This is a genomic window from Actinoplanes sp. CA-051413, from assembly GCF_050955795.1.
Classification (GTDB): domain Bacteria; phylum Actinomycetota; class Actinomycetes; order Mycobacteriales; family Micromonosporaceae; genus Actinoplanes.
Map to the genome: position 1 here is coordinate 5873860 of NZ_CP192100.1, position 13973 is coordinate 5887832.

Consider the following 13973-nt stretch of genomic DNA (forward strand, 5'->3'; position numbering starts at 1 on the left):
CACCTCTCAGCTCTTCGGAGTGACTTTCGGCTCGGCGGGACGGCCGCCGAGGTAGAGCTCACCGAGCTGGGGATCGGCCAGCAGCTGGTCGGCCGGGCCGGAGATGTGCACCCGGCCGAGGTCGAGCACGCAGCCGATGTCGGCGGTCTCCAGCGCCCGCCGCGCGTTCTGCTCGACCAGCAGCACGGCTGTGCCGGCGTCGCGCATCCGCACGACCTGCTCGAAGATGGTGCTGGTGGCCTTCGGGTCGAGCCCCATCGACGGCTCGTCGAGCAGCACCGCCTTCGGGTCGACCATCAGCGAGCGGGCGAACTCGACCTGTTTCTGCTGGCCGCCGGAGAGCAGGCCGGCGAGCGATCCCCAGCGCTCGGCGACCACCGGGAAGAGCTCCTTGACGAAGGCGGCCCGCTCGGCGGCCTTCGCCTTGTCCTTCAGGGTGTAGCCGCCGAGCAGGACGTTCTCCTCGACGGTCATCTCCCGGAAGACGCTGTGACCCTGCAGCACCAGGGCGACGCCGGCGGCCAGCATCCGCTGCGGGCCGATGCCGGTGACGTCCTGGCCGCCGACCAGGATCCGCCCGGACCGGGGCTTGAGCAGCCCGCTGGCCACCTTGAGCACGGTGGACTTGCCGGCCCCGTTCGGCCCGACCAGGCAGACCACCGAACCGGCCGGCACCGCCACGCTGAAGCCGCGCAGCACCGGGGCCGCCCGGCCGTAGCCGGCCTGGACATCGACAAGTTCGATCTCAGACACCAAGGTAGGCCCCCAACACGCGCTCGTCGGTGCGGATCAGCGACGGCGGGCCCTCGGCGATCGGGCGGCCGCGGTCGAAGACCACGATGTGGTCGCTGATGCTCATCACCAGGTCCATGTTGTGCTCGACGATCACGAACGTGCGGCCCTCGGCGTTGAGGTCGCGGACCAGCGTGCCGATCCGGTCGAGCAGCGCCGGGTTGACGCCGCCGGCCGGCTCGTCCAGGAGCACGGTGGCCGGCTCGCCCATCAGCACCCCGGCCAGCTCCAGCAGCTTCTGCTGGCCCCAGGACATGTTGCGGGCCTCGATGTCGGCCAGGTGCTCGATGCCCAGCCGGGTCAGCCAGCCGCGGGCCCGGTCGACCTCGGTGCGGTGCCGCGCGCCGCGCAGCCCGCCGGTCACCCCGCCCGGGCGTACGGCGGCCAGCACGTTGTCCAGCGCCGTCATCCGGGGGAACACCCGGCAGAGCTGGAACGTCCGGCCCACCCCGGCCCGGGCGATCTGGTGCGGCGCCTTGCGGGTGATGTCGGTGCCGCCGTACGTGACGGTGCCGCTGTCGGCCCGGATCATGCCCGTGACGCAGTTGAAGAAGGTGGTCTTGCCGGAACCGTTGGGTCCGATGAGCGCGTTGACCTGGCCCTCGCGGAAGGTCACGGTGGCACCGTCGAGCGCCACCACTCCCCCGAACGCCTTGCGCAGCTCCACCGTCGCGAGGCTCATTTGGCCACCTCCGCCCGTTGCCGTTCGGTCTGCAGGTCGGCCGCGCTGACCTCGCGGATCGAGCTCTGCGGCGACTTGCGCAGGCGCTGCCACAGGCCGGTGATCGCGGGGAGCACGCCGTCGGGCATGAACATGACGACCAGGCCCAGCAGCACGCCGGTGGCGACCAGGTGCAGCGGGGTGTTGCCGAACTGGCCCTTGAAGTACTCCAGCGCGGTGCCGACGATCAGGGCGCCGGCCAGCGGGCCGAACAGGTTGCGCACGCCGCCGAGCAGCGCCATCAGGACCAGGTAGGAGCCGGTGAGGATGGAGAACTGGAAGACCGGGTCGAGGTCGCCGAACCACAGCGCGTACAGGCCACCGGCCAGCGCCGTGAAGCCGGCCGACACCACGAAGACGATCAATTTGTACGCGAACGTCGGGGTGCCCAGCGCCTCGGCCTTGTCCTCGTCCTCGCGGATCGCCTTGAGGCCCAGCCCGAAGCGGGACCGGTCGATCAGCCACCAGGCCAGCAGGGCCAGCGCCAGCAGGGCGGCGAACAGGTAGAAGAAGACGCGGTGGTGTTCCGGGCGCCGCAGGTCCGGGAAGGGCCGCGGCACCACGAGTCCCCGCGAGCCGCCGGTCACCGACGCCCAGCTCTGGAACACCAGCAGCAGGATCAGCACCAGGGCGATCGAGACGATGACGAAAGACGCGCCGCGTACCCGTAACGCGGCGAGCCCGATCGGCACCGCCAGGGCCGCGACCGCCAGCGCGGCCACCGCCAGGGCCACGAAGCTCGGCAGTCCCGCCTCGGTGACCAGCAGCGCGGTGCCGTAGCCGCCGAGGCCGGCCAGCGCGCCGTGCCCGAGCGAGATGTAGCCGGTGAAGCCGCCGACGAAGTTCCACGAGGTGGAGAGCACCGCGTAGTTGAGCACCACGATGCCGGCCGACAGGATGTACGGGTTGGGGGCCAGGATGGGGAACGACAGGACCGCGGCGGCGAGCAGGACCAGCCCGACTGCTTTGGCAACGCTGCTTCCCCTAGAAACGCTGCGCAAGACGACCTCCGAAGAATCCCTGCGGCCGGAACGCCAGCGTGGCGAAGAGCGCGAGGTAGAAGATCGTCTGCGCCCAGGTGGTGCCCAGCGGGATCTGCAGCAGGCTCTGGATCAGCCCGAGCAGCATCGCCGCGGCGGCCGCGCCGGGCACGCTGCCCAGGCCGCCGACCACGATGATGGCCATCAGCGGGCCGATCCAGTGCCAGTGCAGCGACGGGTAGATGGTGGTGTCCAGCGACAACGCCGTGCCGCCGATCGCGGCCGTGGCCAGCCCCAGGCCGAAGCCGTAGCCGGCCACCTTCTCGGTGTCGATGCCGACCAGCCGGGCCGCGTCGCGGTGCTGGATCGTGGCCCGCAGCGCCCATCCGAAGGTCGTCTTCTTCATCAGCAGGTACAGCGCGGCGAGCGCGAGCACAGCCAGCCCGAAGGCGATGAGCTTGACGACGGCGATCCGCGCGCCGAAGACCTGCAGGCTGGCCGAGCCGTAGCCGAGCTGGATGCGCCGCTGGGTGCCGGTGAACGCGTACCCGAGCAGCCCCTCGATGATCAGCGCGACAGCGAAGGTCAGCAGGACCGACATCATGGTCAGGGTGAGCGCCCGCAGCCGGGACAGCAGCCCCCGTTGCAGCAGCACCCCGGCGCCGAAGAACAGCGGCACGGTGACGATCAGCGAGAGCAGCGGGTCGATGCCCAGCCGGGTGTGCGTCCACCAGGCCAGGTACGCCGCCAGGATCAGGAACGCGGAGTGCGCGATCATGACGACCCGCATGATGCCGAAGTAGAGGGTGAGCCCGGCCGCCAGCAGGGCGTAGAGACCGCCCAGCAGCAGACCCAGGATCACGCTCTGGAACAGCAGTGCACCGGAGGGCATGCGGGCCTCACCAGGCCGGCTTGGGATAGACGAAGTCGGCTTCCTTGACGGTCGCCGGCAGCACGATCTTGATCTTGCCACCGACCCACTGCTGGATCATGTGCGCGCCCTGCGGCTTGCCGGTCTGGTCCCAGCTCAGCGGCCCGACGACGGTCTCCACCTTGTTGCCGTGGACCCAGTCGACCAGCTTCTTCTGGCAGTCGCCCTGCTCGGCGCAGCCCACGGCGGTCACCGCGGCCGCGACGACCTGCCCGGCCGTGTACCCGTTGGCCTGGTCCTCGTCGGGCGCCTTGCCGAACTGCGCGGTGAACTTCTCGACGAACTCCTTGTTGCTCGGGTACGGCGCGTCCGGGCTGTAGCCGGTCGGCGAGAGCACACCCTCGGTCTTGTTGCCGATCGCCTTGGCGAACTCGGGGTTGGTCGGCGCGCCGGAGAAGGCCGCGAGCTTGGGCTGGTAGTTCAGCTGTTGCAGGGCGACGATGAGGTTGACGCCGTCCTGGTACTGCGAGCCGCCCACCAGCATGTCCGCCTTGGACGAGGCGATCTTCGCGGCGATGCTGCTGAAGTCGGTGGTGTTCGGCGGGTAGACCTCGTTGACGACCGTCTTGATCCCGGCCGCCTCCATCTTGTCCTTGAGGCCGTACGCCGTGCCCTGCGCGAACGGGTCGTCCATGGCCGCGTAGGCCACGGTCTTCGGCCGCTTGTCCGCCGGCAGCGCCAGCAGGTATTCGGCGAGGTGGTTGTAGTGGTCGTTGGCCACCGCCGGGGCCGCGTAGAACAGGTTCTTGAACCCCTGGGAGAAGACCTCCTTGGCGGCGCCGGCCGGCTCGACGAAGAGCATGCCGTACTCCTCCGCGACGCGGGCGGCGGGCACCACGAGCCGGGTGGAGAACGGGCCCACCACCAGGTCGGCCTCGTCGCTGCCGATCAGCTGTTCATAGTCGGCGACGACCCGGTCCGCGTTGGACTGGTCGTCGAGAATCTTCAGCTGCACCTGGCGCCCGAGCAGGCCACCCTTGTCATTGGTGATCTTGGCCCAGGCCTCGTAGCCCTGCTGCACACCCTTGCCGGGCTCGGAGAAGTCCCCGGTCAGCGGCAGCGAGATGCCCACCAGGATCGGGTCGTCAGTGGCGGTGGAACCGCCGTCGCCGTCGCCGCTGCACGCGCCGAGGGCGAGGATCGTGGTCGCGCCAAGGGCTGTGGCCCAACGTGTACGCCGTAGTGATGAACGCATCCTCACCAAGCTCCTTTGCCCGGGACGTAAGCGCTTGCGAAAGCGCTTACGTAGCCTAGGGTGTGTATCACGTCACTGGCAATAGCGGCGTAACACCAGCTTCACCGTCGGTGATCAACTGCGTGTGATCGTTTCCGGGGAGAGTGGACGGATGCCCAAGCCCGGTCCGAGGCTGCGCCTCGTCGACGTCGCCGAACGTGCCGGTGTCTCGCTGGCCACCGCCTCCCGCGCCCTCGCCGGCCGCGACGGGGTCAGCGAGGAGGTGGCCAACCGGATCCGGCAGATCTCCCGCGACCTGGGCTACGTGGCCAACCCGTACGCGCGGACCCTGGCCGGCGGGGCCAGCTCCACCGTGGGCCTGGTCGTGCACCAGGTGGACGACCCGTACTTCTCCGAGATCGCGGGCGGGGTCATCCAGGTCGCCGACGAGCAGAGCCTGCTGGTGCAGATCTGCCACTCCGGCCGCGACCCCGACCACGAGCTGCGCCAGATCCGCAACCTGATCGCCCAGCGGGTCGGCATCATCATCGTGGCCGGCTCGGGCTACGACGACCCCCGCATCGAGGCCGAGGCCAAGGCGGACCTGTCGGCGTTCCAGAGCCTCGGCGGCCGGGTCGCGGTCATCGGCCGGCACTCCCTGGGCGTCGACGCCGTGCTGCCCGACAACGAGGCCGGCGGCCGCGCGCTCGGCGACCACCTGGTCGAGCTCGGCCACCGCCGGATCGCGGTCGCCGCGGGCACCCCGGGCCTGACCACGGTGGCCGACCGGCTCGCAGGGGTGGCGGCGAGCCTGCGCGCCCACGGCCTGTCGCTGGACGACCTGCCGGTCGTGCACACCGACTTCACCCGCGACGGCGGCCGGGCCGCGGCCGACCGCATCATCGACGAGCACCCGGACACCACGGCGATCGTGGCCCTCAACGACGCGATGGCGATGGGGGTGCTGTCCGCGCTGCGCACCCGCCGGATCGCGGTGCCGGACCGGATGTCGGTGGTCGGCTTCGACGACGTCTCGGTGGCGGCGGACCTGGCCCCGAGCCTGACCACGGTCCGGCTGCCGATGACGGACATGGGACGGATGGCGCTGGATCTGGCTCTCAAGCCTCGGTCAGCCCGGCCCCGCCGCCGCCCGACCGGCCACCAGCTCATCGTCCGCGACTCGACCGGGCCGGCACCCACCCCCTGACTACGCGACAGCGGCGACCTCGCGCCGGGACCGGACGAATCCCCGCACGGCCTGGAAGACCGTGAGGTAGCCGTAGCCCTGCACAGTGGTGGCGATCCACCACATCGGGCTGCGCCAGTGCCAGCCACGAACCAGCTCGAAGTCCACCAGCCACCACCCGGCCAGGACGGCGGCCAGACCCACGACACCGCGTACCACTGCTCCCGTTGTGCTCATGGGAACGACGCTATCGACGACGGCGGCCCGGCCTCTTCCCTCTCGCGACCGGAACCGGCTATACCTCAGGCACTAGGCGAGGCCGGCCGAACGCGGCGCGAGCCGAGCCTCGCCAGGGACAATGGCTCCATGGACGCCAGCGATGACGGTCGGTACATCACCGTTTCCGGCCGGCGAAGGCAGGCCGCCGACCCCGCCATCCCGGAGCCACTCCGTCGGGAACTGGTGAAGGAGTTGGCGGCAGCCCGTCAACTCGCCCACGAAGACCCGGAGGCGGCCCGGTCCCGGGTGCGGGATGCCGAGGTCGCGCTGGCCGAACGAGGCGATCCCTGGTGGGAACCGACGCCCGACGGCCAACGTGTACGGCTGGCAGCCGCAATGCGCGCCCTGCTGTGGAATCGCCGTCCCGACGCCACCATCTGCCCCAGCGACGCGGCCCGGGTCGTCGGCGGCGCGGCGTGGCGTGACCTGATGGGCACAGCGCGGGAGGTCGCCGGCGAGCTGGCCAACGAGGGAGTCATCGCTGTTCGTCAGCACGGCACCGATGTCGACGTGGCTACCGCGGTCGGGCCTGTCCGCCTCGCTCGTGGCACCGGCTGGTGAGACGCTAGGACCGGTTGAAGGTTCGGGTCAGTGCGGCTGCGACGGCCGTGAACAGCAGCCAGCCGAGAATCGTCAGCAGATAGGCCAGCCACCGCGCGTTTCCGGTGAAGCCGAAGGCGGTTTCCTGGCCGAAGTTGACGATCGGGACGAGCACGTCGAGCGTGTAGATCAGCGGATTGAACGCGACGCCGCTGCGCCCGCCGGTGGCCGGGTGGAGGTGGAACACCCCAGTGCCCAGGGCGGTCAGGCCGAGCAGCCACAGGGCGGCGCGCCCGGGCCGGTAGCCGTAGCCGACCAGCAGGTCCTGCAGGAGACCCCAGGCCACTGCGGGCGGGGACAGCTGCCGGCGGCGCCGGCGTTGCTTGGCCAGCAGGACCGTACGGGCGTCAGCCTCGTGCCCGATCTGGCGGTAGTGCGTGGCCAGTTGCTCGTACGGCTGCGGCCGGTATCCCTCCGGGTCCTGGCTCAGCCACCGCAGGCGGCTTCCGGCGACGCCGGCGGGCTCCAGGGCGGTGTACCGGGCTCCGTCCAGCCGTAGCCGGGCCGGCGATTTCGCCGGGTCGTCGCGGAGGATCTGGACCTGGGCGTGGCGCAGGTCGACCGTGCCGTCGACGCGTTCCGGCCGCAGGCTCAGTTCGGCGGCGCGCATTCCCCAGGCGTCCAGGGCCGTGTCGTCGGGGTTCAGCAGCACCGCGTCGGTCAGGTTGGCCTCGCCCGTGATGTCGGCTCCTCGAAGCCGTAGCATGCCTTCGACCCGCAGCCCCCGGTGGGCGTAAACCGCGCCGCCGACACGTATGCCGGACAGCTCGACGTTTCCGCTCGCGGTTGTGCCCTGCAGGTACACGTGCCGGCCCACCTGCATCGAATCGCCGAACACGGCTGCCACGCGGTCGCCGAACATTTCCTCGGCGCGGCCGTCGCCGCTCAGGTGGGCCCAGTCGAAATCCAGGTCGCCGCTGACCTGGACGCCGTAGATGACGACGGCTCCGGTCAGGGTGCCCTTGACGAAGCTGAGAGTGCCCCCGATGGTCGCCGCGAAGGCGTCGAGGCCGGGGAGGGTGCTGCCCTCGAAGGACACGCCGCGCAACCGGGCGAAGGACAGCGACGGCACCGAGTCGAAGGTGCAACCGACGAGGTCGATGGCGACGTCGACGTCGGCCTGGTGCAGGTCGAGGACCCCGGCCACCTCGGCGCCGTGCAGACGCAACGCCGCCTGGTGGCCGGGCTCCGCCGATCGGGCGCCGAGCAGCAACGACCGGATCACCGCGGCGCGGACCGTACGTGCGCCGCTCTGCGGCGTTGCCACCCGGCCGTACGGGAACGCGTCCCACAATTGCTGCTCCGCCGCGGACAACTCACCCAGCTCGACGGGGACCACCACGGTTCAGGACGACTGCGGCAGGTGCTGCGCGATCTCCCACATGTTGCCCGCCGGGTCGGCGAACGCGGCTGTCCGGCGGCCCCACGGGCGGTCGACCGGGCCGTTGAGGATGGTGACGCCGTGCTGCCGGAGCTCCTCGCACACGGCGTCGGCATCATCGACCTGGATGGTGATCAGCAGGCGGGCGCCGTTCTCCGGCGGGCCCACCGGCTGCGGCTCGATCAGCATTTCGGCCCGCTCGGCGCGGAGGACATTGATCATCAGGTTGTCCAGCCGGACCACGGCCGAGGCCTCGTCCGCGTAGACGACCTCGAGCCCGAAGACGTTCTCGTAGAACGCCCGCGTGGCCGCGAGGTCCTCGGCGAACACCGTGATGACCTCGATCTTGCTCAGTCCCTTGATCACGCGCCGGTTCCTTCTCTCCACGATCGATCGCGCGACGCCTGCCGCATGGCGGGACAGTAACGGAAGCTGGGCGTCCCGGCTGCCCCGCCGGAGGCGGCTACTGCTCGACGTGCTCCCGGTAGCGTTCCAGGGTCTCGCCGAGGACCTCGCGGCCCTCGCGCGCCCAGACCGCCTCGTTGAAGACCTCGACCTCGATCGGTCCCGTGTACCCCGCCGCGTCCACCGCCTCGCGGAAGCGGCGCAGCTCCACGCAGCCCGTACCGGGCAGACCCCGGCCCAGCAGCACGCCGGCCGGCAGCGGCGTCACCCAGTCGGCCACCTGGAAGCAGGCGATCCGCTGCTCACGACCGGCCCGGGCGATCAGCTCCCACACCGTGTCGTCCCACCACAGGTGGTACGTGTCGATCACGACCCCGACCGCCTCGGCCGGGTACGGCGCCGCCAGGTCCAACGCCTGCCCGAGGGTCGACACGACGCAGCGGTCGGAGGCGTACATCGGATGCAGCGGCTCGATCGCCAGCTGCACGCCCGCATCCAGCGCGTACGGCACCAGCGTGCCGATCGCCTCGCCCACGTGGGCCCGGGCCGCGTCGATGTCCCGGCTGCCCTCGGGCAGACCACCGGAGACCAGCACCAGCGCCGGGGCGCCCAGGGTCGCCGCCTCGTCGATCGCGCGTTTGTTCTCGTCCTGCCAGCCGTCCTGCTGGAAGAAGCCGCCCCGGCACAGCGAGGTGACGCCCAGTCCCGCGTCGTGGACCAGCGCCGCGGACTTCTCGACGCCGTACGCCTGGACGTCCTCGCGCCACAGGCCGACGCCGGTCACGCCGGCCTCGACGCAGCCGGCGACCAGATCGGGCAGGGGCCAGTGTTTGGTGGTCGCCTGGTTCAGGGAGAAGCGCTTCACGGCTGCGCCACCCCCGCAGTCGTGAGCCAGGCCCTGGCCCGGTGGGCGGCGAGATCAGCGTCGGGCAGCAGCCCAGCGGCGTCGGCCAGGCGTAGCAGCTGCGCGAGGTGCCGCGGGGAGCGACCGCTCTGCACGCCACCCACCATCGTGAAGTGGTCCTGGTGACCGGCCAGCCAGGACAGGAACACGATGCCCGTCTTGTAGTACCAGGTCGGTGTCTCGAACAGGTGCCGGGACAGGGTCACGGTCGGGGCCAGGATGCGGTCGTACGCCTCGGGGTCGCCCGCGTCCAGGGCCCGCAGCGCCGCCGCGGCCGGGGGTGCGATCGCCGCGAAGATGCCCAGCAGCGCCTGGGAGTGGCCCTGCTCGTCGCCGCGGATCAGCACCGGGTAGTTGAAGTCGTCGCCGGTGTAGAGCCGTACCCCGGCCGGGAGCCGACGCCGCATCGCCACCTCGAAGTCCTCGTCCAGCAGCGACAGCTTGATCCCGTCGACCTTGCCGGGGTGCGCGGCGATGAGCTCGGCCACCGTGTCGGCGGCCCGGCCCTGCTCGCCGGCTCCCCAGTAGCCGGCGAGCAGGGGGTCGAAGGCCGGGCCGAGCCAGTGCAGCACCACCGGCTGGTCGGAGTCGTCGATCAGCTGGCCGTACACGTCCAGGTAGTCCTGGGCCGTGCGGGCCGCGGCGGCCAAGTGACGGCTGCACATCAGCACCGGGACGGCGCCGGCTTCCTGCACGTCGGCCAGCTGTTCGCCGTACGCCTTGCGGATCTCGTCCAGGGTCGCCGGGCCGGGCGGGAGCTGGTCGGTGGCGACGCCGGCGACGATCGTGCCGCCCACCGCCGCCGCCTCGCGGGCCGAGCGGCGGATCAGCTCGCGGGCCGCCGGATAGTCCAGGCCCATGCCGCGCTGGGCGGTGTCCATCGCCTCGGCCACGCCGAAACCGTGCGCCCACAGGTGACGCCGGAAGGCCAGCGTGGCGTCCCAGTCGACCGCGGGCGGCGCGCCCGGCACGTTCTCGGCGGCGGGATCCGCCACGACGTGGGCCGCGGCGTAGGCAACCCGGCTGGTGAACGGCGCCCCGGGCGTGGCCCACTCGGCACCCGCGCCGGAGAGCGTCAGCGGCCCGTCCGGCAAACGCAGAATCGCGCTCACTGCTCCAGCTCCGGGATCTCGATGCGGCGGCCCTCGCGGGCCGACTGCAGGCCCAGCTCGGCCAGCTGCACCCCGCGCGCCCCGGCCCACAGATCCCACGTGTACGGGGTGTCCTCGGCGACGTGGCGCAGGAACATCTCCCACTGCGCCTTGAAACCGTTGTCGAAGTCCTCGTTGTCGGGCACCTCCTGCCACTGGTCGCGGAAGGAGTGGGTCAGCGGCAGGTCGGGATTCCACACCGGCTTGGGCGTGGTGGCCCGGTGCTGGATCCGGCAGTTGCGCAGGCCCGCCACGGCACTGCCCTCGGTGCCGTCCACCTGGAACTCGACCAGCTCGTCGCGGTTGACCCGGACGGCCCACGAGGAGTTGATCTGCGCGACCACACCCCCGTCGAGCTCGAAGATGCCGTACGCGGAGTCGTCGGCGGTGGCCTCGTACGGCTCGCCGCGCTCGTCCCAGCGCTCGGGGATGTGCGTGGTGACGTGGGCGGTGACCGCGCGGACCGGGGCGAAGAGCTGCTCCAGCACGTAGTGCCAGTGCGGGAACATGTCCACCACGATGCCGCCGCCGTCCGCGGCCCGGTAGTTCCAGCTCGGGCGCTGGGCGGCCTGCCAGTCCCCCTCGAAGACCCAGTAGCCGAACTCGCCGCGGATCGACAGGATCCGGCCGAAGAAGCCGCCCGTGATGAGCCGTTCCAGCTTGCGCAGGCCGGGCAGGAACAGCTTGTCCTGCACCACGCCGTGCTTGATCCCGGCCGCGTCGGCCGAGCGGGCCAGCTCGATCGCGCCGTGCAGCGTGGTCGCGAGGGGCTTCTCGGTGTAGATGTGCTTGCCGGCCTCGATGGCCAGACCGATGGCCTTCTCCCGCTCGCTGGTCACCTGGGCGTCGAAGTAGATCTGCATGTCGGGGCGGGCCAGGGCCGCGCCGAGATCGGTGGTCCACTCGGTCAGGCCGTGGCGGGTGGCCACGTCCCGCAGCTTGGCCTCGCTGCGGCCGACGAGCAGCAGCTCCGGCCAGAGCACGGAGCCGTCGCGCAGCGGCAGCCCGCCGCTCTCCCGGATGGCGAGCAGGGAGCGGACCAGGTGCTGGCGATAGCCCATCCTTCCGGTGACACCGTTCATGACGATCCCGATCGGGACGCGAGCGGACATGGGCCGACCCCCTCAGGTAAGCGCTTTCCCGGCAGGTTACCGGCGCGCGGACACTCCAGGCAAGCGGTTGCCCCCGGCCGCTGATGGACTAGTGTTCACGGCGTGGCGACTCTCGCGGACGTCGCGCGGCGGGCGGGGGTCTCGACCGCGACCGTGTCCCGCATCATCAACAACAGCCCCAAGCCGGTCGCCGAGGCGCTGCGCGAGCGGGTCCTCGCGGCCGTCGCCGAGCTCCAGTTCGTCCCGAACGCCAACGCGCAGCAGCTGGCCCGGGCCGACCGCACCGCCGTCGGCGTCATCGTGCACGACGTCTCGGACCCGTACTTCGCCGAGATCACCCGGGGCCTGCAACGGGTCGCCACCGACCACGGCCGGCTGGTCATCATCTGCAACAGCTACCGCGACCCGGAGCGCGAGCTCGCCTACGTGGACCTGCTGCACGCCCACCAGACCGCCGCGATCGTGCTGGCCGGCTCGGGTTACGTCGACGCGCCGATCACCGCCCGGCTGGACGGCAAGCTGCGCCTCTACCAGAGCACCGGCGGCCGGGTGTCGGTGATCGGCCGGCACGAGCACGCCGGTGACGCCGTGGTGCCGGAGAACGAGCCGGGCGGTTATCTCGCCGGGGACGCGCTCTACCGGCTCGGCCACACCGCCATCGGGGTCATCGCCGGGCCGCGGCACCTGACCACGACCACCGACCGCCTCGCCGGCCTGCGCCGCGCGGCCAAGGAGCACGGGCACCGGCTGGGCGCCAAGCAGGTAATCTACGCCGACTTCGACCGCAACGGCGGTGCCGCGGCGGCCGCCACGCTGCTGGAGCAGAATCCGGGACTGACCGCCATCGCGGCGCTGAACGACTCCATGGCGGTGGGCGCCCTGGCCTGCCTGCGGGAACGCGGGATCGACGTGCCCGGGCAGGTGAGCCTGATCGGCTTCGACGACATGCCCATCTCGGTCGACGTGACGCCGCCGCTGAGCACCGTACGGCTGCCGCTGGAGGAGATCGGCGTCCGCGCGATGTCGCTGGCCCTGCGCGACGGTGACCGGGACGGCCCGCTCGTGGAGCACGCGGCGGCGAAGCTGGTGTTGCGCGGCAGCACCGCCGCCCCGCCCGCGCGTTAGGCGGCCAGTTGGGCCACGTGCCGAGCGTCGACGTCTTCCGTGACGCCGCAGTTCGTGCACTGCATGTAGTAGCGGGCCGGGCGCACCGGGAACAGCGGGATGAAGAAAAGGCTGAACTTGGTCGTGCGTTTGATCAGCACCTGCGCCACCGTGGCACCGCAGTAGGCGTGCAGCAGGGTGGGGGCCGCGATCCGGCGGTCCGAGGACTTGAATCCGAAGATGAGGAACACGCATTGACGGTACCCAGCCACCGCGGGCCCACACCCGGACGGCGCCCGGCGCTGGACCGGCGTACCCGGATCACCCGGTTCTTGTTCGGTATGCGCCCGGAGAGGACGTGACGATGCGCGTCGAGATCGAGAGTGAGACCCGGCTGTGGTTCGGTCCCGGGGTGCCGGTGCGGGCCGCCTCGGCCATCGCGGCGTTCGGTGACGGCTGGCTCGTCGCCCAGGACGACGCCACGCACGCCGCCTGGCTGCGGCCCGGCGGGGTCACCGCGATCCGGGTGATCGCGGCGGTCGACGGCCACGAGACCTTCAGCTCGGCCGAGGGGACCAAACATCTGAAGCCGGACTTCGAGGCGGCGGTGGCCGTCGACGGCGGCGTGCTGCTGCTCGGCTCCGGCTCCACCGCGGCCCGGATGCGCGCCTCCCTGGTGACCGAGCCGGGGGCTTTCCGCACCGTCGACCTGACCCCTGCCTACCACCGGGTCGCCGCGGCGCTCGGGCTCGCGCCGGACCAGCTCAACCTGGAGGGCGCGGCCCGGATCGGCGACCGGCTGCGCTGGTTCCAGCGGGGCAACTCGGCGGCGGGCGTGCCGTCCGCGGCGGTCGACGTCGACCTGTCCGCCCTGCTCGCCGGGGAGCCGCCCGAGGTGCGTCGGCCGTGCCGCTACGACCTGGGCACGGTCGGCGGGGTGGCACTGGCGATCACCGACGCGGTGGCCCTGCCGGACGGCCGGCTGCTGGTGTCCTCCGCTGCCGAGGACACGCCGAACGCGGTCGACGACGGTCCAGTGGTCGGCGCCGCAATCGCCCTGCTCGACGACGAGCGGGTGCTCGCGGTGGCCGCGGTGCCCGGCGGGCCGTACAAGATCGAAGGGCTGGCCGTCCGCGCCGCCGGGCCGGGCGAGGCCGCGCTGATCGCGGTCGTCGACGCCGACGACCCGCTCGCCGCCTCCAGCCGCCTCGACCTCCGGATCACCTGGTGATGTTCAGCGCGGCGCAATGAGG

The 13973-nt window shown here is 71.6% G+C and carries 16 protein-coding genes; 4 read left to right on the forward strand and 12 right to left on the reverse strand.

The window, feature by feature from the left end; genetic code table 11:
• Positions 1-6 precede the first annotated feature (6 nt).
• The 5 genes from ACQP2Y_RS27720 to ACQP2Y_RS27740 are packed head-to-tail and all read right to left on the reverse strand — an operon-like array spanning position 7 to position 4619.
• On the reverse strand, positions 7-753 hold the full coding sequence (locus ACQP2Y_RS27720) for an ABC transporter ATP-binding protein (RefSeq protein ID WP_433717959.1): 747 nt from the start codon (positions 751-753) through the stop codon (positions 7-9).
• Positions 746-1474 carry an ABC transporter ATP-binding protein gene (locus tag ACQP2Y_RS27725; RefSeq protein WP_433717960.1) on the reverse strand — a complete coding sequence of 243 codons (729 nt, stop codon included), beginning with the start codon at positions 1472-1474 and terminating at the stop codon, positions 746-748. Before ACQP2Y_RS27725 ends, ACQP2Y_RS27720 begins: the two co-directional genes overlap by 8 nt.
• Entirely contained in the window at positions 1471-2514 is a 1044-nt protein-coding gene (locus tag ACQP2Y_RS27730) for a branched-chain amino acid ABC transporter permease (protein ID WP_433717961.1), read from the reverse strand. Before ACQP2Y_RS27730 ends, ACQP2Y_RS27725 begins: the two co-directional genes overlap by 4 nt.
• Positions 2498-3385, reverse strand: coding sequence for a branched-chain amino acid ABC transporter permease (locus ACQP2Y_RS27735; protein WP_433717962.1), 888 nt, complete (start codon positions 3383-3385; stop codon positions 2498-2500). Before ACQP2Y_RS27735 ends, ACQP2Y_RS27730 begins: the two co-directional genes overlap by 17 nt.
• Positions 3386-3392: 7 nt before the next feature.
• Entirely contained in the window at positions 3393-4619 is a 1227-nt protein-coding gene (locus ACQP2Y_RS27740) for an amino acid ABC transporter substrate-binding protein (RefSeq protein WP_433717963.1), read from the reverse strand.
• Positions 4620-4770: 151 nt separating this feature from the next.
• Here ACQP2Y_RS27740 and ACQP2Y_RS27745 point away from each other — a divergent pair, with 151 nt between their 5' ends.
• Positions 4771-5805, forward strand: a complete 1035-nt coding sequence (locus ACQP2Y_RS27745; RefSeq protein ID WP_433717964.1) for a LacI family DNA-binding transcriptional regulator — start codon at positions 4771-4773, stop codon at positions 5803-5805.
• Here ACQP2Y_RS27745 and ACQP2Y_RS27750 read toward each other — a convergent pair whose 3' ends face one another.
• On the reverse strand, positions 5806-6021 hold the full coding sequence (locus ACQP2Y_RS27750; RefSeq protein ID WP_433717965.1) for a hypothetical protein: 216 nt from the start codon (positions 6019-6021) through the stop codon (positions 5806-5808).
• Positions 6022-6150: 129 nt separating this feature from the next.
• Here ACQP2Y_RS27750 and ACQP2Y_RS27755 point away from each other — a divergent pair, with 129 nt between their 5' ends.
• Positions 6151-6624, forward strand: a complete 474-nt coding sequence (locus tag ACQP2Y_RS27755) for a DUF3253 domain-containing protein (RefSeq protein ID WP_433717966.1) — start codon at positions 6151-6153, stop codon at positions 6622-6624.
• Positions 6625-6628: 4 nt separating this feature from the next.
• On the opposite strand, the gene ACQP2Y_RS27760 is transcribed toward ACQP2Y_RS27755, so the two are convergent.
• The 5 genes from ACQP2Y_RS27760 to ACQP2Y_RS27780 form a co-directional block, all read right to left on the reverse strand.
• Positions 6629-8005: a hypothetical protein gene (locus ACQP2Y_RS27760; protein ID WP_433717967.1), complete on the reverse strand. Its 1377-nt coding sequence runs from the start codon at positions 8003-8005 to the stop codon at positions 6629-6631.
• 3 nt (positions 8006-8008) lie between these two features.
• The gene (locus tag ACQP2Y_RS27765) at positions 8009-8410 is read right to left on the reverse strand and encodes a VOC family protein (RefSeq protein WP_433717968.1); all 402 of its coding nucleotides are present in this window, start codon (positions 8408-8410) and stop codon (positions 8009-8011) included.
• A gap of 97 nt (positions 8411-8507) precedes the next feature.
• Positions 8508-9314 (reverse strand): sugar phosphate isomerase/epimerase family protein, encoded by an 807-nt coding sequence (locus ACQP2Y_RS27770; RefSeq protein ID WP_433717969.1) that lies wholly within the window; start codon positions 9312-9314, stop codon positions 8508-8510.
• Positions 9311-10465, reverse strand: a complete 1155-nt coding sequence (locus ACQP2Y_RS27775) for a dihydrodipicolinate synthase family protein (RefSeq protein WP_433717970.1) — start codon at positions 10463-10465, stop codon at positions 9311-9313. Before ACQP2Y_RS27775 ends, ACQP2Y_RS27770 begins: the two co-directional genes overlap by 4 nt.
• A complete protein-coding gene (locus ACQP2Y_RS27780; protein ID WP_433717971.1) occupies positions 10462-11616 on the reverse strand; it encodes a Gfo/Idh/MocA family protein in 1155 nt (384 codons plus the stop codon). Before ACQP2Y_RS27780 ends, ACQP2Y_RS27775 begins: the two co-directional genes overlap by 4 nt.
• Positions 11617-11718: 102 nt before the next feature.
• Between ACQP2Y_RS27780 and ACQP2Y_RS27785 the strand changes: the two genes are divergently transcribed.
• On the forward strand, positions 11719-12741 hold the full coding sequence (locus ACQP2Y_RS27785; RefSeq protein WP_433717972.1) for a LacI family DNA-binding transcriptional regulator: 1023 nt from the start codon (positions 11719-11721) through the stop codon (positions 12739-12741).
• On the opposite strand, the gene ACQP2Y_RS27790 is transcribed toward ACQP2Y_RS27785, so the two are convergent.
• Positions 12738-12971 carry a zinc ribbon domain-containing protein gene (locus ACQP2Y_RS27790; protein ID WP_212989055.1) on the reverse strand — a complete coding sequence of 78 codons (234 nt, stop codon included), beginning with the start codon at positions 12969-12971 and terminating at the stop codon, positions 12738-12740. The genes ACQP2Y_RS27785 and ACQP2Y_RS27790 overlap by 4 nt on opposite strands.
• A gap of 113 nt (positions 12972-13084) precedes the next feature.
• Between ACQP2Y_RS27790 and ACQP2Y_RS27795 the strand changes: the two genes are divergently transcribed.
• A complete protein-coding gene (locus ACQP2Y_RS27795; RefSeq protein ID WP_433717973.1) occupies positions 13085-13951 on the forward strand; it encodes a DUF6910 family protein in 867 nt (288 codons plus the stop codon).
• The last annotated feature ends 22 nt before the right edge of the window (positions 13952-13973 follow it).

Excerpts from the sequence above, each read along its gene's own strand:
- ACQP2Y_RS27745 (WP_433717964.1), top strand. The coding sequence starts at position 4,771 with ATGCCCAAGCCCGGTCCGAGGCTGCGCCTCGTCGACGTCGCCGAACGT.
- ACQP2Y_RS27795 (WP_433717973.1), top strand. The coding sequence starts at position 13,085 with ATGCGCGTCGAGATCGAGAGTGAGACCCGGCTGTGGTTCGGTCCCGGG.
- ACQP2Y_RS27780 (WP_433717971.1), bottom strand. The coding sequence starts at position 11,616 with ATGTCCGCTCGCGTCCCGATCGGGATCGTCATGAACGGTGTCACCGGA.
- ACQP2Y_RS27750 (WP_433717965.1), bottom strand. The coding sequence starts at position 6,021 with ATGAGCACAACGGGAGCAGTGGTACGCGGTGTCGTGGGTCTGGCCGCC.
- ACQP2Y_RS27735 (WP_433717962.1), bottom strand. The coding sequence starts at position 3,385 with ATGCCCTCCGGTGCACTGCTGTTCCAGAGCGTGATCCTGGGTCTGCTG.
- ACQP2Y_RS27740 (WP_433717963.1), bottom strand. The coding sequence starts at position 4,619 with ATGCGTTCATCACTACGGCGTACACGTTGGGCCACAGCCCTTGGCGCG.
- ACQP2Y_RS27725 (WP_433717960.1), bottom strand. The coding sequence starts at position 1,474 with ATGAGCCTCGCGACGGTGGAGCTGCGCAAGGCGTTCGGGGGAGTGGTG.
- ACQP2Y_RS27755 (WP_433717966.1), top strand. The coding sequence starts at position 6,151 with ATGGACGCCAGCGATGACGGTCGGTACATCACCGTTTCCGGCCGGCGA.